19 protein-coding genes are annotated in these 24,631 nt (G+C 63.8%); 12 read left to right on the top strand and 7 right to left on the bottom strand.

Going from position 1 to position 24,631, the window contains the following annotated elements; genetic code table 11:
* Positions 1-105: 105 nt before the first annotated feature.
* A complete protein-coding gene (locus IVB48_RS25645) occupies positions 106-951 on the bottom strand; it encodes an SDR family NAD(P)-dependent oxidoreductase (RefSeq protein ID WP_247404093.1) in 846 nt (281 codons plus the stop codon).
* A gap of 195 nt (positions 952-1,146) precedes the next feature.
* On the opposite strand from IVB48_RS25645, the gene IVB48_RS25640 reads away from it, so the two are divergent.
* The 5 genes from IVB48_RS25640 to IVB48_RS25620 all read left to right on the top strand — a co-directional run bounded on the left by IVB48_RS25640 (position 1,147) and on the right by IVB48_RS25620 (position 7,426).
* Entirely contained in the window at positions 1,147-2,643 is a 1,497-nt protein-coding gene (locus IVB48_RS25640) for an aldehyde dehydrogenase family protein (RefSeq protein WP_247357883.1), read from the top strand.
* Positions 2,644-2,847: 204 nt separating this feature from the next.
* Positions 2,848-3,711 (top strand): outer membrane beta-barrel protein, encoded by an 864-nt coding sequence (locus tag IVB48_RS25635; protein ID WP_247404090.1) that lies wholly within the window; start codon positions 2,848-2,850, stop codon positions 3,709-3,711.
* 157 nt (positions 3,712-3,868) lie between these two features.
* On the top strand, positions 3,869-4,996 hold the full coding sequence (locus tag IVB48_RS25630; RefSeq protein ID WP_247404087.1) for an alkene reductase: 1,128 nt from the start codon (positions 3,869-3,871) through the stop codon (positions 4,994-4,996).
* Between the two features lie 156 nt (positions 4,997-5,152).
* A complete protein-coding gene (locus tag IVB48_RS25625; protein ID WP_247357886.1) occupies positions 5,153-5,656 on the top strand; it encodes a GFA family protein in 504 nt (167 codons plus the stop codon).
* A gap of 108 nt (positions 5,657-5,764) precedes the next feature.
* On the top strand, positions 5,765-7,426 hold the full coding sequence (locus IVB48_RS25620; protein WP_247404084.1) for a thiamine pyrophosphate-binding protein: 1,662 nt from the start codon (positions 5,765-5,767) through the stop codon (positions 7,424-7,426).
* Positions 7,427-7,543: 117 nt separating this feature from the next.
* On the opposite strand, the gene IVB48_RS25615 is transcribed toward IVB48_RS25620, so the two are convergent.
* Positions 7,544-8,923: an LLM class flavin-dependent oxidoreductase gene (locus IVB48_RS25615; protein WP_247357888.1), complete on the bottom strand. Its 1,380-nt coding sequence runs from the start codon at positions 8,921-8,923 to the stop codon at positions 7,544-7,546.
* 241 nt (positions 8,924-9,164) lie between these two features.
* Between IVB48_RS25615 and IVB48_RS25610 the strand changes: the two genes are divergently transcribed.
* The 6 genes from IVB48_RS25610 (at position 9,165) to IVB48_RS25585 (ending at position 14,827) form a co-directional block, all read left to right on the top strand.
* A complete protein-coding gene (locus IVB48_RS25610; protein ID WP_247404081.1) occupies positions 9,165-10,574 on the top strand; it encodes a M20 family metallopeptidase in 1,410 nt (469 codons plus the stop codon).
* A 99-nt stretch (positions 10,575-10,673) separates the two neighbouring features.
* Positions 10,674-11,585 (top strand): amino acid ABC transporter substrate-binding protein, encoded by a 912-nt coding sequence (locus tag IVB48_RS25605; RefSeq protein ID WP_027565488.1) that lies wholly within the window; start codon positions 10,674-10,676, stop codon positions 11,583-11,585.
* A 114-nt stretch (positions 11,586-11,699) separates the two neighbouring features.
* Entirely contained in the window at positions 11,700-12,431 is a 732-nt protein-coding gene (locus tag IVB48_RS25600) for an amino acid ABC transporter permease (protein WP_027565487.1), read from the top strand.
* 4 nt (positions 12,432-12,435) lie between these two features.
* Positions 12,436-13,128 carry an ABC transporter permease subunit gene (locus IVB48_RS25595; protein WP_027565486.1) on the top strand — a complete coding sequence of 231 codons (693 nt, stop codon included), beginning with the start codon at positions 12,436-12,438 and terminating at the stop codon, positions 13,126-13,128.
* Positions 13,129-13,136: 8 nt separating this feature from the next.
* Positions 13,137-13,868: an amino acid ABC transporter ATP-binding protein gene (locus IVB48_RS25590; protein WP_007597027.1), complete on the top strand. Its 732-nt coding sequence runs from the start codon at positions 13,137-13,139 to the stop codon at positions 13,866-13,868.
* A gap of 98 nt (positions 13,869-13,966) precedes the next feature.
* Positions 13,967-14,827 (top strand): D-amino-acid transaminase, encoded by an 861-nt coding sequence (locus tag IVB48_RS25585; protein ID WP_247404078.1) that lies wholly within the window; start codon positions 13,967-13,969, stop codon positions 14,825-14,827.
* 127 nt (positions 14,828-14,954) lie between these two features.
* Here IVB48_RS25585 and IVB48_RS25580 read toward each other — a convergent pair whose 3' ends face one another.
* From IVB48_RS25580 to IVB48_RS25570, 3 genes are all read right to left on the bottom strand, one after another.
* On the bottom strand, positions 14,955-15,416 hold the full coding sequence (locus tag IVB48_RS25580) for a carboxymuconolactone decarboxylase family protein (protein ID WP_247404076.1): 462 nt from the start codon (positions 15,414-15,416) through the stop codon (positions 14,955-14,957).
* A gap of 29 nt (positions 15,417-15,445) precedes the next feature.
* Positions 15,446-17,062: an MDR family MFS transporter gene (locus IVB48_RS25575; protein ID WP_247404074.1), complete on the bottom strand. Its 1,617-nt coding sequence runs from the start codon at positions 17,060-17,062 to the stop codon at positions 15,446-15,448.
* Between the two features lie 114 nt (positions 17,063-17,176).
* On the bottom strand, positions 17,177-18,358 hold the full coding sequence (locus IVB48_RS25570; RefSeq protein WP_247404072.1) for an HlyD family secretion protein: 1,182 nt from the start codon (positions 18,356-18,358) through the stop codon (positions 17,177-17,179).
* A gap of 275 nt (positions 18,359-18,633) precedes the next feature.
* Here IVB48_RS25570 and IVB48_RS25565 point away from each other — a divergent pair, with 275 nt between their 5' ends.
* Positions 18,634-19,545, top strand: a complete 912-nt coding sequence (locus IVB48_RS25565; protein ID WP_027565481.1) for a LysR family transcriptional regulator — start codon at positions 18,634-18,636, stop codon at positions 19,543-19,545.
* Here the strand turns inward: IVB48_RS25565 and iaaH are convergent.
* Together iaaH and IVB48_RS25555 are read right to left on the bottom strand one after the other, a co-directional pair.
* On the bottom strand, positions 19,540-20,964 hold the full coding sequence (gene iaaH, locus IVB48_RS25560) for an indoleacetamide hydrolase (RefSeq protein ID WP_247404069.1): 1,425 nt from the start codon (positions 20,962-20,964) through the stop codon (positions 19,540-19,542). The genes IVB48_RS25565 and iaaH overlap by 6 nt on opposite strands.
* 75 nt (positions 20,965-21,039) lie before the next feature.
* A complete protein-coding gene (locus IVB48_RS25555) occupies positions 21,040-24,489 on the bottom strand; it encodes an indolepyruvate ferredoxin oxidoreductase family protein (protein ID WP_247404066.1) in 3,450 nt (1,149 codons plus the stop codon).
* Positions 24,490-24,631 lie beyond the last annotated feature (142 nt).

Genomic DNA, 24,631 nt, shown 5'->3' with positions numbered 1-24,631 from the left:
CCTGAGGAGCCCGCTGGGAGCGGGCGTCTCGAAGGATCGAGGCCCACCGGACCTGCATGGTTCGAGACGCGCGTTCCGCGCTCCTCACCATGAGGATCAAACAGCCTAATCCCCCTCCACGAATTTCGCGAATGCATCCGCATGGTCCGGATGCCAGCGTGACAGCGGCGGGCGGTTCTCCACGATATCGCCGGCGGCCCACAGCATGCGCTTTTCGTCGAGCGCGCGCGGGACGTCGTTGTCCGGGCACAGGATGTAGAAATCGCCGGCCTCCAGCCGCATCAGCATGAAATTCACGGTCTGCTCGGCCGTCCATGCGCCGGCCGGCTTCTCCGTCCGGCCCTTCGCGGTAAGGCCCGTAAAGACGAAACCGGGAATCAGCAGATGCGCGGTGATGCGGCAGCCCGCAGTGTTGCGCAGCTCGTGCTGGAGCGCCTCCGTAAAAGCTTTCACGCCGGCCTTGGAGACGTTGTAGGCGGGATCGCCGGGCGGGGTGGTGATGCCCTGCTTCGAGCCGGTGTTGATGATGAGCCCCGCCCTGCCGCGCGCGACCATGTTGGGCGCGAAGATGCGCGAGCCGTTGATGATGCCCCACATGTTGACGCCGATGATGCGCTGCCAGTTGTCGGGTTCGCCGAACAGCGTACTGCCGGGCTGGATGCCCGCGTTGTTCATGAGGATGTCGGTGCCGCCGAAGCGCTCGCGCACGGCGCGCTCCAGTTCCATCACGCTCTCGGCCTTGCTGACGTCAATCGCGAAGGTCATCACGTGTGTGGCGGACGTCAGGGATGAGAGTCTTGTCGCGGCATCCGCCAGTCCCGCCTGATCCACATCGGCGATACACACCTTCATGCCGTCGCGCGCGAAGGCTGCGGCGGCGGCGAATCCGATGCCGGACGCACCGCCGGTGATCACGGCAACATTGTCTTTGACGATGGCGGGGTGGGGCATGGATCGTCTCCGGGGAGGGGCTCGGTCGTGCCATAACATGGCACTCGCGCGACCCTGCACAAGTCGGCATGGGAGGTCTTCGTTCCGCGCCGACTTTACGCCTCTCCTTTACGCCTGTCCGGCATCGCAGTATTCTATCGACCTAACGATCCCGCCCAGATCGAACCAATCAATCATTCGACAGGGAGTTCAGCCATGGCTGTGTCGCAGGCTATTCCGATCACGCGCCATCCGTTCGCCAACGGGTCCTACAAGCAGATGCTGATCGACGGGAAGTGGGTCGATGCTGCCTCCGGCAAGCGCTTCGAGACCCACAACCCCGCGACCGGCGAACTGCTTGCAACAGTGGCGGAGGGCGACAAGGAAGACATCGACCGTGCGGTCGCTGCCGCCCGCCGCGCCTTCGAAGGTCCCTGGAGCAAGGTCAAGCCGTTCGAGCGGCAGAACCTGCTCCTGAAGCTTGCCGACCTCGTCGAGAAGAATTTCGACGAATTGTCGCAGCTCGACACGCTCGACATGGGCGCGCCGCTCAGCCGTACCCGTGCCTATCGCCTGCGCGCTGTCGGCATGCTGCGCTATTATGCCGGCCAGACCACCGCGATCCATGGCGAGACCATCGAGAACTCGCTGCCCGGCGAAATCTTTTCCTACACGCTGAAGGAGCCGATCGGCGTCGTCGGCGCCATCATTCCCTGGAATGGTCCGCTGACTGCAACAATCTGGAAGATCGGTCCGGCGATCGCGACCGGCTGCACCGTCGTGCTCAAGCCCGCCGAGGAGGCGCCGCTGACCTCGCTGCGCATCGCCGAGCTCGCGATGGAAGCGGGCGTGCCGCCCGGCGTCATCAACGTCGTGCCCGGCTACGGCGAGACCGCGGGCGCGGCGCTTGCCTCGCACCATGACGTCGACAAGGTTGCCTTCACCGGCTCGCATGTCACGGGCCAGTCGATCATCCGTGCCTCGGCCGGCAACCTCAAGCGTGTCTCGCTCGAGCTCGGCGGCAAGTCACCGGACATCGTCTTCGCGGACGCCGATCTCGATGCGGCCGTGCCGGGCGCCGCGATGGCGGTGTTTGCCAATTCGGGGCAAATCTGCAGCGCCGGCACCCGGCTGTTCGTCGAGCAGTCGATCTACGAGGAATTCGTCGGACGTGTCGCCGAGTTCGGCAAGAAGCTGCAGGTCGGCAACGGCCTCGATCCCAACACCCAGATCGGACCGCTGGTGTCCGAGCAGCAGCTCGAGCGCGTCACCAGCTATCTCGACATCGGACAGAAGGAAGGCGCCAAGGCGCTCGCCGGCGGTGGCCGCGTTACCGAAGGCGCGCTTGCAAAAGGCTTCTTCGTGTCGCCGACGGTGTTCGCTGGCGTCCAGGACAATATGCGCATTGCGCAAGAGGAGATCTTTGGTCCCGTCATCTCCGCGATCGCGTTCAAGGACATGGACGAGCTGGTCAAGCGCGCCAACGCCACCACGTTCGGTCTCGGCTCGGGCCTGTGGACCCGGGACGTCAGCAAGGCGCATGCGGTCGCGAAGAGGCTCCGTGCCGGTTCGGTGTGGGTGAACTGCTACCAGGCGATGGACCCGGCTGTGCCCTTCGGCGGCTACAAGATGAGCGGCTACGGCCGCGAATCCGGCAAGCAGCACGTCGAGGAATATCTCAACGTGAAGGCCGTCTGGATCAAGACGGCCTGACGCGCCATCGCGTCCGGACTTCAGCGATCGGTCTTGCCTGCGGCGACGTGAGTCCGCTTGCAGCGACCAAAGGTTGTTGCCCGGACGCTACATGCGATTTTGAAAGCTCGCGTTGTCCGCGATTTTGCAAGGCTTGCTATCCCATTTCGAATGTCGGCCGGTTAGTTCTGGTCAACGTCAATCTTCGGAATTGGAATCTCGATAATGCTTCGCTTTGCTCCGATCGTGTTTGTGGCTTTGGGCGTCGCCTCGGCGCAGCCCGCTCTTGCGGCAGATATGACCGCACGTGCGCCAGCGTACAAGGCGTCGCCACTGCCCGTTGCCTACAACTGGTCGGGCTTCTACGCCGGCGTGAATGTCGGGTATGGGTGGGGGGATGGTGCGAACAATCTCGCGCCCCATGATCCGGTCTTCACTGCGGGCGTGCTCGACGTCGCACTGGCGGGAGGCCTTGTCCCGGCTTCGCTGGCAACAGACGCGCGTGGTGTGCTGGGCGGCTTGCAGGCCGGCTACAATGTGCAGACGGGCTCGTTGGTGTGGGGCGTCGAAGCCGATATTGCGGCGGCCGACACCAAGGGTAGCTCAACGGTGACCCGAACCTTGCCGGTCTTCCCGACGATCATGACCACGCAAGATCAGAAGGTCGACTGGCTGGGGACCGTGCGCGGCCGGATCGGTGCCACCGTCGTGCCCGACTTGATGCTGTACGCGACCGGCGGTCTTGCCTATGGGCATGTCAAGGCGTCGACGTCGATCGTGGATCCTACGGGTGGGAGCGGCACGCCCTGCCTCAATGTGATCTGTAGCGCAGGCGCGGTGGAAAGCTGGCGCGTGGGCTGGACGGTCGGCGGCGGCGGCGAGTACCGCATTGCGTCGAACTGGAGCGTCAAGCTCGAATATCTCTACTACGATCTCGGCAGCGAGAAATACACCATCTTCAATCCGCTATTCCCGTTCACGCCCGGCCCGGCGCGTGGCTTTGACTCTACCGCGAATTTCACGGGCCACATCGCGCGTGTTGGCTTGAACTACAAGTTCAGCCCAGGCGCGGTCGTTGCGAAATACTGACCTGCAATCCGGATAGACGAAAGCCCCGGGCCCGGCCCCGGGGCTTCTTTTATTCGCCGCCTCTTTTGGCTGGCCAGCCATTCCCCCGTGCAGCTTCCGAGCTGCGGACCTTTCTCTTATGATCCCCGTCCTCTCATCCAATCATTTTGGGGCCGGAATGAAATTCGAGGCGTTGTTTCAACCGTTGCAGGTCGGTCCGTACAAGCTCGCGCACCGCGTCGCGATGGCGCCGTTGACGCGCATGCGAGCCGAGCGCGAGAGCTTTTCGCCGCGGCCGCTCAATGCCGAATATTACGGTCAGCGCGCCACCCAAGGCGGCCTGCTCATTGCCGAGGCCTCGCCTGTGCTCTCGCATGGTCGCGGTAATCCGGCGACGCCCGGCATCTATTCGGAGACGCAGATCGCGGGCTGGCGCAAGGTTGTCGACGCCGTGCACGCCAAGGGCGGCATCATCTTTCTCCAGCTCTGGCACGTGGGCCGCGTCTCGCATTCTTCCTTCCACGGCGGGGAGCTGCCGGTCTCGGCATCGGCGATCGCGATCAAGGCCGAAGGCATGAAGGCAATGACCGCCGACGGCAAGATCTCCGACTATGAGACGCCGCGCGCGCTGGAGACGAACGAGGTCACGGGCATCGTCGAGGCCTTCAGGCAGGGTGCGAAGAACGCGCTGGCCGCGGGCTTCGACGGCGTCGAGATCCACGGCGCCAACGGCTATCTGCTCGAGCAATTCCTGCAATCACGCAGCAACCAGCGCACCGATCAATATGGCGGTTCGATCGAGAACCGCGCGCGGCTTCTGCTCGAAGTGACCCAGGCGGCGATCGACGTCTGGGGCGCGGGCCGCGTCGGCGTGCGGCTGTCGCCCCACGGCATCGCCAATGATTCCGGCGAGCCCGATCCGATGCCGCTCTACACGCACGTGGTCAAGGCGCTCGACAAGCTCGGTCTTGCCTATCTGCATTTCATCGAACCGCGCTCCAGCGGCTCCGGGCGTGCCGAAGTCAACTGGCAGAACGTGCCGTCGGCAATGCTGCTATTCCGCCCGCTCTACAGCGGCGTGCTGATGACGGCAGGCGGGTTTACGGCCGAGACGGCGAACGCCGCTATCGCAGAGGGACACGCCGACCTCATCGCCTTCGGCCGCATCTTCATCTCCAACCCCGATCTGCCGCGCCGCCTGCAGCACGACTACCCTCTCACGCCGTATAACCGTGCGACGTTCTACGGCGGCGAGGAGAAGGGCTATACCGACTATCCGGTGTATGACGAGCTGACGCCGGTCTGACACTGCTGTAGCCCGGTTGAGCGAAGCGATATCCGGGGTCTTCACCTAAGCTCTGGTCTTCCCGGATGTCGCTTCGCTCATCCGGGCTACGGAGTTATTGTGTTGCCCCGACGGACACCACGAATTCCGTCATTGCGAGCGATGAGGGAAGCACCCATGGCCAAAGCCGCAGCCGCCGCAGGAGTTGCCACCGGCCAATGCCTCTGCGGCAAGGTCACCTTCGAGATTGACGTTCCCGCACGCTGGGCCTGGCACGATCACTCCGCCGCCAGCCGTCGCGCCCACGGCGCCGCCTATGCAACCTATGTCGGAAGCTGGAAGAAACGGTTTCGCATCACCGCAGGCAAGACGGCGCTGACGCGCTACGAGGACAAGGCAACGAAGACCGCGCGCAGCTTCTGCGCGCATTGCGGCACGCCGATCGCATATGAGCGCCCGCGCGGGCCGCACATGGTCAACATCCCCCGTGCGCTGTTCAAAGAGCGCACCGGCCGCCAGCCGCTGTATCACATTGCGATCGAGGAGCTGCAGGAATGGACCTATACCGGCGAGCCGCTGGTACCGTTGAAGGGCTTTCCCGGTGTGGTCTGGCAGCGCTCGAAAAAGAAGAAGCGGGCGGGCGGCGAGGATCCGTTCGAGCTGGGGCGCGAGGAGATGTAGCGTGCTGCGCCCACGCAACGCAGCCATGACTGCGCTTCCTTGCGCGCCTCCCGCGATTTCGGCCATCATGCTTCCTGCCTTGCGGCAACGTCCGCCTCTGGAGGAAACATGAAGAACAAGATCACCGGCCGCTCCGCCTTTCTCGCGCTGCTCAAGGACGAGGGCATCACGCATCTGTTCGGCAATCCCGGCACGACCGAACTGCCGATCATGCACGCGCTGAAGGACCATCCCGATCTCACCTATGTGATGGCGATGCAGGAGAGCCTGGTGGTGGCGATCGCGGATGGCTATAGCCGCGCCTCCGGAAAGCTCGTCGCATGCAACGTCCATGTCGCGCCCGGCCTCGGCAACGCGATGGGCTCGCTCTACAACGCCCAGTTCACGGGCACGCCGATGATCCTCACCGCGGGCCAGCAGGAGCAGGGCCACGGACTGATGGAGCCGGTGCTCTACGGCCCGCTGGTGCGCATGGCCGAGCCGCTGGTGAAATGGGCGGTCGAGGTGACCCGGCTCGAGGATCTGCCGCGCATCGTGCGCCGCGCCGCAAAAATCGCGACCACGCCGCCGACCGGGCCGGTGTTCATTTCGTTGCCCGGCGACATCCTCAACAGCGAGGCCGGAATAGATCTCGGTCGCTCCACCCGCATCGACGCCCGCACAAGGCCATCGGATGAGGCCCTGAAGGCTTTCGCTATGCGGCTGCTGAAAGCCGAGCGCCCCGTGATCGTCACCATGGACGAGGTGGTGAAGAGCGACGCGCTGAAGGAGGCAGCCGAACTCGCCGAGCTTTTGGGCGCGGCCGCGTACCAATCGTCGACACCCTATGGCTCGCACTTCCTCTCGGAGAGCCCGAGCTTCGTCGGCACGCTGGCACGGGTTCAGAAAGTCGCGCGCGACACGCTTGCGCCGTACGACCTCTTGATCGCGCTCGGCGGCGATCCCCTGCGGATGTCGGTCTACAGCGAGGTCGATGCGCTGCCGGAGGGCCTTGGCATCGTGCAGATCGGCCTCGGCGATTGGGAGATCGCCAAGAACTACGGTGCCGAGATCGCGCTGAAGGCGGATTTGAAGGAAACGCTGCGCGCGCTGATCCCGGTGTTGAAGGAGATGGGCGGCGCTGCCCTGGCGCAACGTGCGAGGCAACGTCTCGCCGAGCTCGCGCCGAAGAACTGGACCGCAAGGCGCACCGCGCTGGTCGAGCAGATCGGCAAGGCCGCGAACCGCAGCCCCATCGATCCGGACTGGCTGGTGCTGCAGATGGTCGAGGCCATGCCAGCCAATGCCATCCTCGTTGACGAAGGCCTCACTTCGAGCCGCCAGATCACGGCGCTGCGTGCGCACCGCGACCGCTTCGGCTATCACGGCCTTGCCTCCGGCGGCATCGGCTGGGGCCTGCCGGCCTCCGTCGGCGCCAGCATCGCCAATCCCGATCACCCCGTCGTCTGCTTCTCCGGCGACGGCAGCGCGATGTATTCGATCCAGTCGCTGTGGACGGCGGCGCATCACAAGCTGCCGCTCAATGTGGTCATTGCCAATAATGGCGGCTACCGCATCATCAAGCAGCGTCTGCTCGCCTTCCATGGCGACGACAATTACGTCGGCATGGATTTTGTCGATCCCCCGGTGGATTTCGCGGGCGTGGCGAAGGCGTTGGGATGCGAGGCGATCAAGGTCAGCGACCCTCGCGAGTTGAAGGCGACGCTGGTGTCGGCGTTCGGCCGGCCTGGCACGAAGCTGATCGAGGTGATGGTGGACGGGAAGGTGTAGGGCAGGTGCCTCCACCGTCATTGCGAGGAGCACTTGCGACGAAGCAATCCAGACTGTCTCCGTGGAGCAATTCTGGATTGCTTCGCTTCGCTCGCAATGACGGGGAGAGCGGTGGCTCTATCCCTTCCTCCCCACCCGGTACCCCGCCGCCGGATGCGGCGCACCCAGCCTTGCACGCCCGTCACCGAACAGCTTCTCCCGCAGCGTGCCCCGGGCGTACTCGGCCTTGTACCGCCCACGCCGCGTCAGCTCCGGCACCAGCATGTCGGCGATGTCCTCGAAATCGCCGGGTGAGATCGCGAAGGCGACGTTGAGGCCGTCGACATCGGTCGCCTCGAACCACGCTTCGATCTTGTCCGCGACCATCTCCGGCGTGCCGACCACGACGGGACCGGCGCCGCCGACGCCGACATGCTCGATGACGTCGCGCACGGTCCAGACGCGATCGGGATCGGCGCGGGTGACGTTATCCAGTGCGCTGCGGCCGGCGTCGTTCTGGACATGGCGCACCTGCTGATCGAGCTCGTAGCCGGAGAAGTCGATTCCGGTCCATCCCGACATCAGCGCGAGCGCGCCCTCGGGGCTGATGTGGCGGCGATAGTCGGCATATTTTTCGTTCGCCTCGGCCTCCGTCCGCCCGAGGATGATCGTCATCATCGAGAACATCAGGATTTCCGCCGGATTGCGGCCGAACGCGGCGGCCTCCTGACGGATCGCCGACACCCGCGGCGCGATCACCTTGGCCGACGGTCCCGACATGAACACGCATTCGGCGTGCTGTGCCGCGAACCTCCGTCCGCGCGGCGAGGTGCCGGCCTGGTACAGCACGGGCGTCCGCTGCGGCGACGGCTCGCTCAGATGGATCGTGTTGTTGATGCGGTAGTTGGCGCCCTCGTGGTTGACGCGATGAACTTTTGTGGGATCGGTGAAGATGCCGCGCGTACGGTCGCGCAGCACGGCGTCGTCCTCCCAGCTTCCTTCCCAGAGCTTGTAGACGACCTCCATATATTCGTCGGCGATCTCGTAGCGGTCGTCGTGCCCGATCTGCTTGTCCTTGCCGGCGCCGCGCGCGGCGCTGTCGAGATAGCCGGTGACGACATTCCAGCCGATACGCCCCTCGGTAAGATGATCGAGCGTCGACATCCGCCGCGCGAACGGATAGGGCGGCTCGAAGGAAAGATTGCTGGTGACGCCGAAGCCGAGATTCTGCGTGACCGCCGCCATTGCCGACAGCAGCAGCAGCGGATCGTTCGAGGGCGACTGGGCTGCATTGCGCAAGGCTGCGTCAGGACTGTTGCCGTAGACGTCATAGACGCCGAGCACGTCGGCCAGGAACAGCCCGTCGAAACGGCCGCGCTCCAGCGTTTTGGCAAGATCGATCCAGTAGGGCAGGCGGTTATATTCGGCAGTGCGGTCGCGCGGATGGGTCCACAAGCCCGGTGACTGGTGTGCGACGCAATTCATCGCAAATGCATTGAGCCTGATCTGCTTGGCCATGATGGTCCCCCGGCGCCCTGTACCGGGCGCTCTTCGAATGATAGAGCTGCGCCCGAACTTGGCGAAGTTCTTGCATATAGCGCGACGTTGGCAAGGCCAAAATCAGCGGCGCTGCCGCGCTTGGCAAGCCAATCTCAAGAGAGCAAGAACGAAATCCCAAGACTATCGAAGTCCCCGCCACTTTCGGAGGCCTGCCCGTATCGGGTATGCTTCTTCGCCTCGCAACCTAAAAAAGAAAATAATGACCAGAGCCGATGCCATCGCCCGCGCCCGTGACGATTTCAAATCCGGCGCGTTCCTCGCTGAACTCGACCGTCGCGTCGCCTACCGGACCGAGAGCCAGAATCCGAACCGGAGCGTCGAGCTGCGCGCCTATCTGGAACAGGAGATGGTGCCCGCTTTCGCCGCGCTCGATTTCCAAAGCCGGATGATCGAATCTCCCAGCGGCAAGGCGCCGTTCCTGTTCGCAGAACACCACGAGAGCGAGACGGCGCCGACCGTGCTGATCTACGGCCATGGCGACGTCGTCGACGGCATGGAAGGCGAGTGGCGCGACGGCCGCGATCCCTGGCGCACCACGGTTTCGGGCACGCGTCTTTACGGTCGCGGCACGGCCGACAACAAGGGCCAGCACAGCATCAACATGGCCGCACTCCGCGCGGTGCGCGAGGCCCGCGGCGGCAAGCTCGGCTTCAACGCCAAGTTCATCGTCGAGATGGGCGAGGAGATCGGTTCGCCGGATCTCGGCAAGATCTGCGATCTCAATCGCGATGCGCTCAAGGCCGATCTGTTCATGGCCTCCGACGGGCCGCGCCTGTCCGCCGACCGTCCCACCCTGTTCCTCGGCTGCCGCGGCGGCATCCGCATTCATCTCGATGTGAACCTTCGCGACGGCGGCCATCACTCCGGCAATTGGGGCGGTGTGCTCGCCAACCCCGCGACCATTCTGGTCAACGCGATCTCGACGCTGGTCGACGGCCACGGCCGCCTTCAGCTGGATGCGCTGAAGCCGCCGCGCCTCACCAACCAGATCCGCAGTTATCTTGCGGACGTGCAGGTGGTGCCGACCGAGGACGAGCCGGCGTTGGCCGAGGGCTGGGGCGAGGAGGGTCTTTCGGCGGCCGAGCGGCTCTACGCCTGGAACACGCTCGAAGTGCTGGCGATGTCGTCGGGCAATATCGAGAAGCCGGCCAACGCCATTCCCGGCCACGCCAATGCCGTGCTGCAACTGCGTTTCGTGGTCGGCACCAGGATCGATGGGCTGATCGAGGCGATCCGCGCGCATCTGGCGCAGAAGGGCTTTCCGATGGTCGAGGTGCGGGCGGCGCAGAGCTTTGCCGCCTCGCGCACGGATTTCGACAGCCCCTGGATCACATGGGCGGCAGATTCGGTCCGTCAGACCACCGGCAAGGTCCCGGCGGTACTGCCCAATTTCGGCGGCTCGTTGCCCAACGACGTGTTCTCCGAGATCCTGGGCCTGCCGACGATCTGGGTGCCGCACTCCTATCCCGGCTGCTCCCAGCATGCGCCCAATGAGCACATCCTGCTGCCATTGACCGAAGAGGCCTTGACGGTGATGGCCGGCCTGTTCTGGGATCTCGGGGAAGTGCCAAGCCCGCTAACAAGCCCGCTAACGCGCCCGCCGACCTGAGCCGTTAACCGGAGCCGCGATCCAGCCAAAAGTCACATTCTATTCCAATCCAATTTGTGCTTGCATCCCGCCGGCATCATCCTGAAAGGGGACCCAAAAGTGAAACATTTCCGTAGCATCGGCCTCGCGCTCGCCGCGACCTTCGCTGTCAGCCAGGCCGGGGCCGAGGAGCTGACCGGCACGCTGAAGAACATCAAGGACACCGGCGCCATTACGCTCGGCTTCCGCGACTCCTCGATCCCGTTCTCCTATCTCGATGACAACCAGAAGCCCATCGGGTTCGCGATGGACATCTGCTACAAGATCGTCGACGCCGTGAAGAAGGAGCTCAAGCTCGACAAGCTCGAGGTCAAGCTCAATCCCGTGACCTCGGCGACGCGTATTCCGCTGATGGCCAACGGCACAATCGACCTCGAATGCGGCTCGACCACCAACAATGCCGAGCGGCAGAAGCAGGTTGCCTTCACCAACACCCATTACCTGACCGCCAGCCGCTACGTCTTCAAGAAGTCGAGCGGCCTGAAGTCGATCGACGATCTCAAGGGCAAGACGGTGGTCTCGACCGCCGGCACCACCAACATCAAGCAGCTCACCGAAGCCAATGTTGCGAAAAGCCTCGGCGCCAACATCATCCCGGCCAAGGACCACGCCGAATCCTTCCTGATGGTCGAGACCGACCGCGCCGTCGCCTTCGTGATGGACGACATCCTGCTCGCGAGCCTCGTTGCCGGCTCGAAGTCGCCCGACGACTACGTCATCTCCAAGGACGCGTTCTCCAAGCCTGAGCCCTACGGCATCATGCTGCGCAAGGACGACGCGGCGTTCAAGAAGGTGGTCGATGCGGCGACCGCAGCGCTCTATACTTCCGGGGAAGGCCAGAAGATCTACGAGAAGTGGTTCACCCAGAAGATCCCGCCGAAGGGTCTGAACCTCAACACCCCGATCTCGGCCGAGCTGAAGAACGAGTTCGCCAAGCCGACCGACTCGCCGAACCCGGACGATTATAAGTAAGCTATAACCGCGATCTTTCGATCCGGATCGTGTCCGGCCATCTTGACTCCAAGGTGGCCGGACATTTGCATAGCGCCAGGACATCCATGACTGGCGCGTTCGCGCGGGGGACACGTGAACTACCACTGGAACTGGGGAATTTTCTTCGAGCCGAACCCGATGGGAACCGGCACCTATCTCGACATGCTGTTGTCGGGCCTGGTGCTGACCCTCAAGACGGGTGCGCTCGCTTGGATCATCGCGCTGATCATGGGCTCGATCGTCGGCGTGATGCGCACGCTGCCGTCGAAGGGAGCGTATTGGTTCGGCTTTGCCTATGTCGAATTCTTCCGCAACATGCCGCTGTTGGTGCAGCTCTTCCTGTGGTTCTTCGTGCTGCCGGAACTGCTGCCGAAATCTGCCGGCCTCTGGCTGAAGCAGCTGCCGAATGCGCCGTTCTGGACGGCGGCGATCGGCATCGGGTTCTTCATGTCGGCGCGCGTCGCCGTGCAGTTGCAGGCCGGCATCGGATCGCTCCCACGCGGCCAGAAGATGGCGGCGACCGCGCTCGGCCTGACGACCTTGCAGGCTTATCGCTACATCTTGCTGCCGATGGCTTTTCGCATCATCCTGCCGCCGCTGACGTCCGAGTTCCTCAACACCATCAAGAACACGGCTGTGGCCATCACCATCGGCTTGCTTGAGTTGACCGGACAGGCGCGCTCGATGCAGGAATTCTCGTTCCAGGTGTTCGAGGCCTTCACCGCCGCGACCCTTCTCTATCTCCTCGTCAACGCCGTCGTCGTGACCGCAATGCGCTTCCTCGAGCGCTACGTCGCGATCCCCGGCTACATCACGGGGAAATAGCACCATGTTCAGCAATTTCGATTTCGACGTCATCCGCCGCACGCTGCCTTATCTGTTCTACGAGGGCATGACGTTCACGCTGATGCTCACGGGACTTGCGGCGCTCGGCGGCCTGATCTTCGGCACGGCAATCGCGCTGATGCGGCTGTCTGGCTTCAAGATCCTGGGCCGCATCGCCGGGGTCTATGTCGACTTCATGCGCTCGCTGCCGCTGGTGCTGGTGATCTTCTGGTTCTACTTCCTGGTGCCCTATATCGGGCAGTGGGTGACCGGCGCGTCGCGCCCGATCAGTGTCGGCGCGTTCGCGTCCTCGCTCATCACCTTCATCTTGTTCGAGGCCGCGTACTTCTCCGAGATCATGCGTGCCGGCATCCAGTCGATCTCGCGCGGTCAGCCGGCCGCAGCCAACGCGCTTGGCCTGACCTACGCCCAGACCATGCGCTACGTCGTGCTGCCGCAGGCCTTCCGTAACATGCTGCCGGTGCTGATCACGCAGACCATCGTGCTGTTCCAGGACACCTCACTGGTTTACGTGCTGTCGATCACCGATTTCCTCGGTGCCGCGAGCAAGGTCGCGCAGCGCGACGGCCGTCTGGTCGAAATGTATCTGTTCGCAGCGATCGTCTACTTCACCATTTCCTGTGTTGCGTCCTTCGGCGTTCGCCGCCTGCAGGCGCGCATCGCCATCATTCGATAGAGTTTGTCATGATCGAGATCAGCCACGTCGACAAATGGTACAGCCCGAGCTTCCAGGTGCTGACCGACTGCACCACCAGCGTCACCAAGGGCGAGGTGGTCGTGGTCTGCGGTCCGTCGGGATCAGGCAAGTCGACGCTGATCAAATGCGTCAACGCGCTGGAGCCGTTCCAGAAAGGCGACATCAGCGTCGATGGCACCAAGGTCAACGATCCCAAGACCAATCTGCCCAAGCTGCGCTCGCGTGTCGGCATGGTGTTTCAGCATTTCGAGCTGTTTCCGCATCTGAAGATCATCGACAATCTCTGTCTCGCACAGCAGAAGGTGCTCGACCGGTCGCGCGACAAGGCGATGGCAAAAGGCATGCAGCTGCTGGAGCGCGTCGGCCTGAAGGAACAGGCGCAAAAGTATCCCGCGAACCTGTCCGGTGGCCAGCAGCAGCGGGTGGCGATCGCTCGCGCGCTCGCAATGGATCCCATTGTCATGCTGTTCGACGAGCCGACCTCGGCGCTCGACCCCGAAATGGTGAGCGAGGTGCTCGACGTCATGGTGGACCTTGCCCATGAGGGCATGACCATGATGGTCGTCACCCACGAGATGGGCTTTGCCCGCAAGGTCGCCAACCGCGTGATCTTCATGGACCGCGGCGAGATCGTCGAGGACGCCCCGAAGGACGATTTCTTCGGCAAGCCCCGCAGCGACCGCGCGCAGAAGTTTTTGTCGAAGATCCTGTCGCATTAATTCTCGCGTTATTCCGGGATGCGCCGAAGGCGGGTTTCAGGGCGTCGCCAAATCCCGTATAACCGCACCAAATCTCTCTTCCCGCCAGGAGACCTGCCTTGGATCCGATCGCCTATGTCAACGGCTCATTCGTCCCGCTCTCGGACGCCAAAATTTCGGTGCTCGATCGCGGCTTCCTGTTTGCCGACGGCATCTACGAGGTCTCGGCCGTGCTCGACGGCAAGCTGATCGACAATGCCTCGCATCTGACGCGGCTGGAGCGCTCGGTCGGCGAGATCCAGCTGAAGCTGCCCGAGACGGTCGAGCGCATCACCGAGCTCCAGAAGGAGCTGATCGCGCGCAACAAAGTCGAGAACGGCCTCGTCTATCTCCAGGTCACCCGCGGCGCCGACAAGGGCCGCGACTTCGCCTTCCCCAAGGGCGACGTCAAGTCGAGCCTTGTAATGTTCACGTCGGAGAAGGACATCATCAACGCCGCCTCGGCCAAGACCGGCATCAACGTGATCACCGTGCCCGACATCCGCTGGGAGCGGCGCGACATCAAGAGCGTGGCACTCCTCGCGCAAGTGCTGGCAAAGCAGGCCGCGGCCGAAGCCGGTGCGGGCGAGGCCTGGATGCTGGAAGACGGCTACGTCACCGAAGGCGGCTCGTCCTCGGCGTTCATCCTGACCCAGGACGACGTCATCGTGACCCGCAAGAACTCCAACGCGATCCTGCCGGGCTGCACCCGCAAGGCGGTGGTGGCGCTGGCGGAAGAGCGTCAGCTCCGCGTCGAGGAGCGTTCCTTCACGGTCGCCGAGGCGCTCGCCGCCAAGGAAGCCTTCGCCACCTCGGCGTCGCTGTTCGTCCAGCCGGTGGTTGCGATCGACGGCAAGAAGGTCGGCGACGGCAAGCCCGGCCCGCTTGCCGCGCGGCTGCGCGAGATCTACGTGGAGTTCGCCAAAGCGACGGCGATTTAAGCAGCGCACTCGGTGTCACCGCCCGCGAAGGCGGGCGATCCAGTCCGACGCGCGGGCGGTGATTAATCTCGCTGTCTCTGGAATACTGGATGCCCCGCCTGCGCGGGGCATGACAGCTGAGAACATCTCACGCCACCGACGCCTTCACCTTCACCGGGTGAACCGCACGGAACGCGATCGCGATCCTGTTCCAGGCATTGATGGCGCCGATCAGCATGGTCAGGTTCACCGTCTCCGCATCGGAGAATTGCGCGCGGACCTCCTCGTAGACGTCATCAGGCGCGTGCGTCTCGGAGATCAGCGTCACTGATTCGGTCCAGGCCAGCGCCGCGCGCTCGCGGTCGGTGTAGAGCGGCGATTCGCGCCAGGCGTTGAGTAGATAGATGCGTTGCTCGGTCTCGCCGCGCTTGCGGGCGTCCTCGGTGTGCATGTTGATGCAGAAGGCACAGCCGTTGATCTGCGACGCGCGGATCTTGACGAGCTCGATCAGCGATTTCTCGAGGCCGGTCGACTGGATCTGCTCTTCCAGCGCCATCAGCGCCTTCATCGTGTCGGGTGCGGCCTGGTAGAAATTCATGCGGGGTTTCATGGTCGTTCTCCTTGCTTGCTGGGGTGATGTCAGTGGGCGCCGCCGGCCGAGGCGGGGCCGGCCTTCTTCAGGAAGAGGGTGGCGATCAGCGCGACGATCAGTGCCACGCCGAGCAGATAGAAGGTGTCGCTGAAGGCGAGGATATAGGCCTGCTTCTGCACGATATGGCCGATCGCAACATAGGCGCGATGCAACGCGTCCGCCCGGTCGAGAATGCCGTGATTGACGAAATATTGGGTGAGCTGTTCCAGCCGCGTCCGCGTCGCCTGCTCGAACAGCGAGACCGACTGCATCAGCACGTTGGAGTGATACTGCTCGCGCTTGGTCAGCAGGGTCTGCAACAGCGCGATGCCGACGGCGCCACCGAGATTGCGCATCATGTTGAACAGGCCGGAGGCCGAGCCCGCGTTCTCCGGTTCGATGCCCGAGGTCGCCACCGCAGACAGCGGCGCCATCACCAGCGCCTGGCCGATCGCACGAACCACATTGGGCCAGAGCAATTGATCGGCGGCATAGTTGCCGGTCATGTAGATGTTCATGAAGTTGGAGGCCGCGAACAGGACGAAGCCGACGCCGATGATGAGCCGCGCATCGAGCTTCTGCATCAAGCGCGGCACCAGCGGGATCAGCAAGAGCTGCGGCAGGCCGGTCCATGCCAGCACCATGCCGATCTGCTCGGCATTATAGCCTTGGATGCGAGCCAGATATTGCGGCAGGATGAACACCGAGCCGTAGAGCGCGATTCCCAGCAGGAAATTCGCGAGCATGCCGAAGCCGAAATTGCGGCGGACCAGCAGGCGCAGGTTGAGGAGCGGCTTCTTCACGGTCAGCTCGATGATCAGGAAGGCGGTCAGCGCCACGGCCGCGATGACGGACAGCTTGACGATGAAGGGCGAGCCGAACCAGTCGTCCTTATTGCCATCCTCAAGCACGGTCTGCAGCGCCGACAGTCCGATCGCCATGGCGATGATGCCGGCCCAGTCGCCGTCGCGCAGCAGCCCAAGCTTCATGGGCTTTGCATCGAGCGCGTACCAGAGCATGCCGACCATGATCCCGCCCGGGACGACATTGACGTAGAAGATGTACTGCCAGCCAAAATTTTCGGTGAGATAGCCGCCGATGGTCGGGCCGATCGCGGGCGCGAACGTCGCCGACAGCGCGAACAGCGCAAGGCCGACCGGCTGCCTTCCGCGCGGCAGCAATGTGATGATGAGCGTGAACGCCATCGGAATCAGCACGCCGCCGGTAAAACCTTGCACTGCCCGCAGCACGATCATCTGCGGCAGGTCCTGCGCCAGCGCACAGGCGGCCGACAGGATCAGGAACAGGACCGCGTTGGTGAGCAGATAAATGCGGACCGAGAACACCTGCGCCAGCCAGCCCGAGAGCGGGATGACCACGATCTCCGCGATCAGATAAGAGGTCGAGATCCAGCCGCCATCGTCGATGCCGGCGCCGATCGCGCCCTGGATGTCGGCGAGCGAGGCATTGACGATCTGGATGTTGAGCACCGCCATGAAGGCGCCGAGTGTCGCGCCGATCACGGCAATCCAGGTCTTGGTGGAAACCACCGGCGTGGCGGCCGCGGCCGGAGCAGGAAGGCTGGCGGCGGAAGCGGCGTTCAGGGCGGGTTGGAGCGTGCTCATGAAGGGCCTCGTCTCGGGTACGGAGACAGGATGCATCAGGCGGATGGCTTCGATCATCGGGAAACGTGGGAAGGATCATCCGGCAGGACTTGATATTGCTGCCGGAGTGGGCCTTTAGCCTCCGTTGGGTCGCGTCGCATTGTCGGCGAGGCGCTTGGCCGTCTCGCGCTCGGCCATGACGGCCTGTTTGGTGTCGATAGTCGGCGCCGCGGACATGCCGGGGCGCAGCAGCCCGGTCAAGCTGTGGTCGTCGAGCACGATCTTCACCGGCACCCGCTGCACGATCTTGGTGAAATTGCCGGTGGCGTTGTCGGGCGGCAGCAGTGCGAATTCAAGGCCGCTCGCCGGCGAAAGGCTGTCGACATGGCCGCGCAGGGTCTGATTGCGAAAACTGTCGACGTGCAGCTCGACCGGTTGGCCGGCGCGGACATGAGTGAGCTGCGTCTCCTTGAAATTCGCCACGACATAGACTGCATCGAGCGGCACCACCGCCATCAATTGCGTGCCGGCCTGCACGAACTGTCCCACGCGCAGTGAGCGGGCGCCGACCGTGCCGTCGACCGGCGCCGTAATCTCGGTGTAGGAGAGATTCAGGGTCGCCTGCTCCGCGACCGCGCGCGCGTGCTCGAGCTGGGCTGTGGCCTGCGCGCGCTGGGTGGTGAGCACGTCGATCTTGCGTTGCGCGGCCACAAGGCCCGACCTGGCATGTTGCAGTTGCGCGTTGCTGGCGCGCAACGCGGCGTCAGTCTGTTGTGCGCGCTGAATCGTGCCGGAGCCCGACTTCATCAAATCGTCGTAGCGGGCGCGCTCCTCCTGCGCAAATTTCAGATTCGCGTCGGCAGCAGCGACGTCGGCCGTGCTCTGCTCGATGATCGGCTGCTGGAGTTCGAGTTGGGCGTCGAGGTTGCGCACCGACGCTTCCGCCGCAGCGACATCGGCGCGGGCCTGGTCGAGCGCTGCCTTGAAGTCGCGGTCGTCGATCTTCGCCAGCAGATGGCCCGCTTTGACCTTTTCGTTGTCGCTGACCAGCACCTTGGCGATGTAGCCCGAGACTTTTGGCGCGACGATCGTGGAGTCGGCCTTCACATAGGCGTCGTCGGTTGTCTCGAGATAACGGCCGTTGACCCAGTAGTCGTGTCCGTAATGGACAATCGCTGCTGTGCCCGCGAGGAACGCGAGCGCCAACGCCGCCCGTCGAACCATATTCCGGGTCGGACCACGCACCGGCACCGGCGGTGAAGCTTGCAGTACCTCAGTCGCTTGCTGGAAGTTTTCGGTGCGGGGCATCTCGGACATGGCAGTCTCCTGTCGGGTGGCTGAGACTATCGGTCTTCTTCGGGCGATCGATAATCGGCGAAATACCGGAAGGATTATCCGCTGAGAGTGGATAGTCCGGGAATCCCGCCTTCGCGTATGGTCTACCGAGCCGGAGGTGCGACTGCCCCAGAGCGATTGCCGCCTCTGTCGCAGGATTGCGGCTAACCCATCCGCCATCCGCGCGCGAGCTAATCTGACGGATAATCGGACAGAATTCCTTGCGATTATCGACCAAGAGCGGATAATCAGTCGGCATGGACCGATTGACGAGCCTCGAAGTCTTTAGCCGGGTGGTCGAGACTGGCGGCTTCTCTGCAGCAGCCCGCAAGCTCAACATGTCGACCACCATGGTGAGCAATCACGTTCAGGCGCTGGAAGACCGGCTCGGGGTGAGGCTGCTTCAGCGCACCACGCGTAAGGTCAATCTCACCGAGATCGGCAAGGCCTACTACGACCGCTGCATCCAGATCCTCGCCGATATCGAACAGGCCGACGATATCGCGAGCGAATTGCAGTCGGTGCCGCGCGGGACGCTGCGGATCCACGTCGCCACGCACATGGTGCCGTTCGTCGCGCCCGTGGTGGCGAAGCTGCTGTCGGCCTATCCAGAGCTCAAGATCGATCTGCGCATGGGCGAAGCCGACATCGATCTCATCGAAGAAGGCTACGACGTTGCCCTGCGCATGACCGCGCCGCCGGATTCGAGCCTGATCGTCCGCAGCCTTGCCACCTGGCGTCACGTGCTGTGCTGCTCGCACGATTATCTCGACAAGCACGGTCGCGTGCAGAAGCTCGATGAGCTCACGGCGCACAATTGCGGGCGCCATTTGAACTATCCCTTCGGCGACGATTGGCGCTTTTTCGATCGCAAGGGCGCGCCGGCATCGGTACGGATTTCCGGCAGCTTCATCACCAACAGCGGTGAGGCCTTGCGGAAGGTGGCGCTGGAAGGCGCTGCCGTCTGCCTGATGGCGGGTTTTCTCGTTCGGGACGATCTCGAAGCCGGTCGGCTCGTTCGCCTGCTGCCCGAGTACCGGCCGGTCGAGATGTCGATGAACGCCGTCTATCCGCACCGGCATCATCTGTCGGCGAAGGTCAGGACCTTCATCGACATGCTCGTGCATCACAGCGCCGAGCAGCAGAAGCTGATCAATCCGTATTCATGAGTGGCGCGGCGGCGGCAATCGCTCGAAAACGGCGTCGAGTGCCATGCCGATCGCAAGCAGGCCGCGATCGCTGCCCGCGGGGCCGTCCAATTCAAGCCCGATCGGCAGTTTGCTCCGGGCGCCGAGCGCGATCGGAATCTGGATGCCGGGAATGCCGGCATTGCTGCCGGGATCGGTGTTCTGGATGAACAGGGCGAAATTCTCCAGGCTGCTGGAATCGGGATTGGAGGCAATGGCGATACGCGGCGTGGTCGGGAAGGCGATGGCATCGAGCCGGTTGTCCGCAAAGGTCCTGCCGTAGAGCGCCTGCAGGGCGGGTCGCGCGGACCTGATGGCCGCGTCATAGATCGGCTCGGCATCGACCAGCGTATTGTCTGGACCTGGCAGCTTGCGCGGGATCACGAGGCCGTCATAGGTGCCCTTGACGTCGGGGCTCGCGATCTCCCGCGCCAGTGCGTCAATGGTGATGCCGGTGCTGCTATGCGCCAGATAGGCCACCATGTCGTCATAGGCCTCGTACAGCGCGACGGGAAAGCCGACCTGGACGTTGAGTTCGGCCAGATGCGGCATCTCGATCTCAACGATCGTGATGCCCTGCGTCTTCATTTTCGTGAGGGCTACCTGGAATGCGGCGTCGGTGTCGGCGTCGAGATTGCTCAGCATCGTCTTTACGATGCCGATCCGCACCAGCCTCAGATCGGCCGCCTGAACGGCATCGCCACCTGCAATGACGCGGTCGAGCAGCGCGACATCCGCCGCGGTCGCTGCCATCGGACCCGCGGTGTCGCGGGTGTGCGAGATTGGCGCGATGCCAGCTTGCGGATAGCGTCCGACCGTCGGGCGGAGCGAGGCACATCCATTCAGCGCGGCGGGAACCCTGACCGATCCGCCAGTGTCGGTGCCGAGCCCGCCCGCGACGATCCGTGCGCCGATCGCGGCGCCCGTTCCGGAGGAGGAGCCGCCGGCGATCAGGGCGCGGTCATAGGCGTTGCGCACGCCGAACTCCGCGCCGGTCTTGAATGCGGTGTTGTAGCCGGAGATGCCGAAGGCGAGCTCGTGCATGCTGGTTTTGCCGATGATGATCGCGCCCGCCGCGCGCAGCTTTGCGACCACCGGCGCGTCGGCCCTCGGAACGTAATTTTTTAGCGCTGGCGTTCCCGCGCTGCAGGGAAGTCCCGCGACCTCGATATTGTCCTTGATCACGATGGGAACGCCGCCGAGCGGCTTGTCCTTGTTGTCGTTCGCGTCGAATGCGGCCGCAGCTTTCAGGGCGCCGGCCTCGTCCAGGGTGACGAAGGCATTCAGATCGGCATTGGCCGTGGCGCGGGCGAGAGCTTCCGTCGTGAGTGCGGTGCTCGTGATTTTTCCGGCGCGGAGGTCGGCCACAGCCTGGGTCAGGGTCAACTGGTCGAAATCCATGAGGCGTCACCCCGTTGCAGGAGCGCCATCAGGGCGCGCCTCGGCTCCAGAGGCTGAAGCTTCGTCGGCGCCCCGTCAACCGTAGGCGCGCATCTTTGCAGGTGATGGGGCGTCGAACTCGGCGAACAGCCGCTCGACCTCGGCCTTCACCTTCCCGATCGCGGCGTCCTTAACCGGCCCGTAGCCCCGGATATCCATCGGCGCTTTTGCAATGGCGACCAGACTTGGCAGATGCGCCGCCTCGAGCCCGCCGAGCAGCCGTTTGATGATGCCGTCGTACCAAGTGATCAGTTCCCGCTCGGCGCGCCGTTCCGCCGTGTAGCCGAACGGGTCGAACGGCGTCCCGCGCAATCCCTTCAATCGCACCAGCATGGCAAGCGGTATCTGGACCCACTGCCCGAAGGCGCGCTTGCGCGGACGTCCGCGGGCGTCGCGCCTCGACGGCAGGAACGGCGGGGCGAGGTGATATTGGATGCTGAATTCGCCTTCGAACTCGCCTTTCAATTCGTCGAGGAAACCACTCTGCATGTGCAGCCGTGCCACCTCGTATTCGTCCTTGTAGGCCATCAACTTGAACAGCGCGCGCACGACCGCTTCGGTCAATGCTCCGCTATTCAGTTTGGCTTCGGCCTTGCGAACGTTTGCAACGAGTGCTCGATAGCGCGTTGCATACGCATCGTTCTGATAGGCCGTGAGGAAGTCGGCGCGGCGGTCGATCAACTGGTCGAGCGTCTCTGCCTTGGGCGCGTCGTCCATCTTCGGCAAGAAGTTGGGATCGGCCGCTGCAATCCGGCCCCAGGCGAAAGCCTGCTTGTTGCGTTCTACCGCGACGCCGTTGAGCTCGATCGCGCGCAACAGCGCCGACAGCGAGACCGGCAGCAGCCCGTGCTGCCAGGCAAAGCCCAGCATGACGATGTTGGCATAGACGGCGTCGCCGAGCAGGCGCTCGGCCAGCGCGTTGGCGTTGATGGTGTCGAGATTGCCGTCGCCGATCACCTGGCCGATCGCGCGCAGGCGGGCAGGTGAGGCGAGATCTGCGTCGCGGAAGCGGACGACGTCGCCGGTCGGCATCTCCGCGGTGTTGACCGCGGCGCGCGTGCCTTTCCGATAGGTGCCGGATGCCTTTGGCGAGGAGCTGACGACGAGGTCGCAGCCGATCAGCGCATCGGCCGCGCCCTGGTCGATGCGGACCTGATGCAACGCGTCGGGGGATGCAGCCAATCGGATGTAGCTCAGCACCGGTCCGAATTTCTGCGCAAAGCCGGTAAAATCCAGCACCGAGACGCCGTTTCGTTCGAGATGCGCCGCCATGCCGATCAGCGCGCCGACCGTGATCACGCCGGTGCCACCGACGCCGGTGACGAGCAGATCATAGGGACGGTCGAGCGGTGCGGGCGCGGGCAGCGGAAGCGTGGCCGCGTGGCCGACCGGGTTGATCCGGCTCGCGCCCTTCTTCCGGCGCGTCGCGCCCTCGACGGTGACGAAGCTCGGGCAGAACCCGTTGAGGCAGGAGAAGTCCTTGTTGCAGGATGAGAGATTGATCCGGCGCTTCCGGCCGAACGGCGTCTCCTTGGGCTCCACGCTGAGGCAGTTGGATTCGACCGAGCAGTCGCCGCAGCCCTCGCAGACGAGATCGTTGATATAGGCGAAGCGTTTGGGATCGGCCATCTGGCCACGCTTGCGGCGACGCCGTTTCTCCGTCGCGCAGGTCTGCTGATAGATCAGCACCGAGACGCCTGAGATTTCGCGCAGCTCGCGCTGCACATTGTCCATCTCTTCGCGCGGATGGATGGACACGCCGAACGGCAAGTCGCTGGGCGAAAATTGCGCTGGATCGTCCGACACCAGCGCGATGCGCGCAACGCCCTCGGCGCGGACGCTGAGCGCGATGGCGTAGACGCTGATCGGGCCGTCGACGGGTTGGCCGCCGGTCATCGCGACGGCATCGTTGAACAGGATCTTGTAGGTGATGTTGGCTTTGGCCGCGATCGCCTGCCGGATCGCCATCGAGCCCGAATGATAATAGGTGCCTTCGCCGAGATTCTGGAAAACGTGCTTGTTGCCGGTGAAGCGTGACGAGGCGGCCCAGTTCACGCCTTCGCCGCCCATCTGGATCAGGGACGATGTCTCGCGGTCCATCCAGCTCGCCATGAAATGGCAGCCGATGCCGGCTAGCGCCTTCGATCCCTCGGGCACCTTTGTCGATGTATTGTGCGGGCATCCCGAGCAGAAATAGGGCGTGCGCGTCGCACCAGAGACGTTGATCGTGCGCGCGGCCTCAGGCATCAAGCCGGCTGCGCGCGCGGCGAGATTGAGGCCCGGGAAGATCGGATCGAGACGGCGTGCGAGCACCCCAGCGAGCGCTCGCGGCGACAATTCGCCGATCCAGGAGATCAGCCGCGCGCCGGTTTCGTCGTGCTTTCCGACCATGCGCTCGGGTTTTTCGCCCGGATAATCGTAAAAATATTCCTTGAACTGGCTTTCGATGATGCCGCGCTTCTCCTCGACCACGAGGATCTCGCGCTTGCCCTTCACGAACGCCATCGCGTCATGCAGCGCCAGCGGCCAGACCATTCCGACCTTGTAGATGTCGATGCCGATGCTGCGGCAGGCTGCTTCGTCGAGACCCATCAGCCGCAGCGCTTCCATCAGATCGAGATGCGCCTTGCCCGTGGTGACGATGCCGTAGGTGGCGCCCGGGATGTCGTAGATGTGACGATCGATCGGATTGGCCTTGGCGAAGGCGTAGACCGCATGCTTCTTCGCCTCCAGCCGCTCCTCGATCTGTGGGCCGGGTAGATCGGGCCAGCGATAGTGCAAGCCGCCGGGCGGCGGCGTGAAGTCTGGCGTGTGGAAGGCGCGCGGCGGGCGCAGCGCGACGGAAGCGCCGGATTCCACGATCTCCGAGATCGCCTTGAAACCGACCCACATGCCGGTGAAGCGGCTCAGGGCGTAGCCATATTCACCGAATTCGAGATATTCGCTGACGCTTGCGGGGTGGAGCGTCGGCATGAACCAGCTCATGAAGGCCACGTCGGACTGGTGCGGCATCGAGGACGAGACGCAGCCATGGTCGTCGCCGGCGACCACCAGGACGCCGCCATGCGGCGAGGAGCCGTAGGCGTTGCCGTGTTTCAGCGCATCGCCGGAGCGATCAACGCCGGGGCCTTTGCCGTACCAGAGTCCGAACACGCCATCGACCTCGCGGTCGGCTTGCGTCTCGACCTGTTGCGAGCCGAGCACGGCGGTTGCGGCAAGGTCTTCGTTCACTGCCGGGAGGAATTCGATGTGGTCCCGCTTGAGTCGTTCCTGGATGCGCCACAGTTCGAGGTCGATGCCGCCGAGCGGCGAACCGCGATAGCCCGAAATGAAGCCCGCCGTGTTCAGCCCCGCGGCACGGTCGCGCCGGACCTGGTCGAGCGCAATGCGGACGATGGCCTGCGTGCCTGTAAGGAAGACTCGGCCCACTTCGCGATCGTAGCGGTCGGAAAGCTCGTAGGCGTCGAGTGACGAAATGGCGTCCATGCGGACCTCCCGCGGCATCCTTGCCATGGGAGAAGGGTAGGCCTGGGCGACTGGTAGGTCCTACCTATTTTCCCGAACAGAACATCCATTGTGGTAGAATTAACCGATATAGTATATAAAACGGTAGATTGATCCATTTTGG

The organism is Bradyrhizobium sp. 76, from assembly GCF_023073025.1.
Lineage (GTDB): Bacteria > Pseudomonadota > Alphaproteobacteria > Rhizobiales > Xanthobacteraceae > Bradyrhizobium.
This window is presented reverse-complemented; position numbering and strand designations above follow the sequence as displayed.

Excerpts from the sequence above, each read along its gene's own strand:
- IVB48_RS25645 (WP_247404093.1), bottom strand. The coding sequence starts at position 951 with ATGCCCCACCCCGCCATCGTCAAAGACAATGTTGCCGTGATCACCGGC.
- IVB48_RS25640 (WP_247357883.1), top strand. The coding sequence starts at position 1,147 with ATGGCTGTGTCGCAGGCTATTCCGATCACGCGCCATCCGTTCGCCAAC.
- IVB48_RS25635 (WP_247404090.1), top strand. The coding sequence starts at position 2,848 with ATGCTTCGCTTTGCTCCGATCGTGTTTGTGGCTTTGGGCGTCGCCTCG.
- IVB48_RS25630 (WP_247404087.1), top strand. The coding sequence starts at position 3,869 with ATGAAATTCGAGGCGTTGTTTCAACCGTTGCAGGTCGGTCCGTACAAG.
- IVB48_RS25625 (WP_247357886.1), top strand. The coding sequence starts at position 5,153 with ATGGCCAAAGCCGCAGCCGCCGCAGGAGTTGCCACCGGCCAATGCCTC.
- IVB48_RS25620 (WP_247404084.1), top strand. The coding sequence starts at position 5,765 with ATGAAGAACAAGATCACCGGCCGCTCCGCCTTTCTCGCGCTGCTCAAG.
- IVB48_RS25615 (WP_247357888.1), bottom strand. The coding sequence starts at position 8,923 with ATGGCCAAGCAGATCAGGCTCAATGCATTTGCGATGAATTGCGTCGCA.
- IVB48_RS25610 (WP_247404081.1), top strand. The coding sequence starts at position 9,165 with ATGACCAGAGCCGATGCCATCGCCCGCGCCCGTGACGATTTCAAATCC.
- IVB48_RS25595 (WP_027565486.1), top strand. The coding sequence starts at position 12,436 with ATGTTCAGCAATTTCGATTTCGACGTCATCCGCCGCACGCTGCCTTAT.
- IVB48_RS25590 (WP_007597027.1), top strand. The coding sequence starts at position 13,137 with ATGATCGAGATCAGCCACGTCGACAAATGGTACAGCCCGAGCTTCCAG.
- IVB48_RS25580 (WP_247404076.1), bottom strand. The coding sequence starts at position 15,416 with ATGAAACCCCGCATGAATTTCTACCAGGCCGCACCCGACACGATGAAG.
- IVB48_RS25575 (WP_247404074.1), bottom strand. The coding sequence starts at position 17,062 with ATGAGCACGCTCCAACCCGCCCTGAACGCCGCTTCCGCCGCCAGCCTT.
- IVB48_RS25570 (WP_247404072.1), bottom strand. The coding sequence starts at position 18,358 with ATGTCCGAGATGCCCCGCACCGAAAACTTCCAGCAAGCGACTGAGGTA.
- IVB48_RS25565 (WP_027565481.1), top strand. The coding sequence starts at position 18,634 with ATGGACCGATTGACGAGCCTCGAAGTCTTTAGCCGGGTGGTCGAGACT.
- iaaH (WP_247404069.1), bottom strand. The coding sequence starts at position 20,964 with ATGGATTTCGACCAGTTGACCCTGACCCAGGCTGTGGCCGACCTCCGC.
- IVB48_RS25555 (WP_247404066.1), bottom strand. The coding sequence starts at position 24,489 with ATGGACGCCATTTCGTCACTCGACGCCTACGAGCTTTCCGACCGCTAC.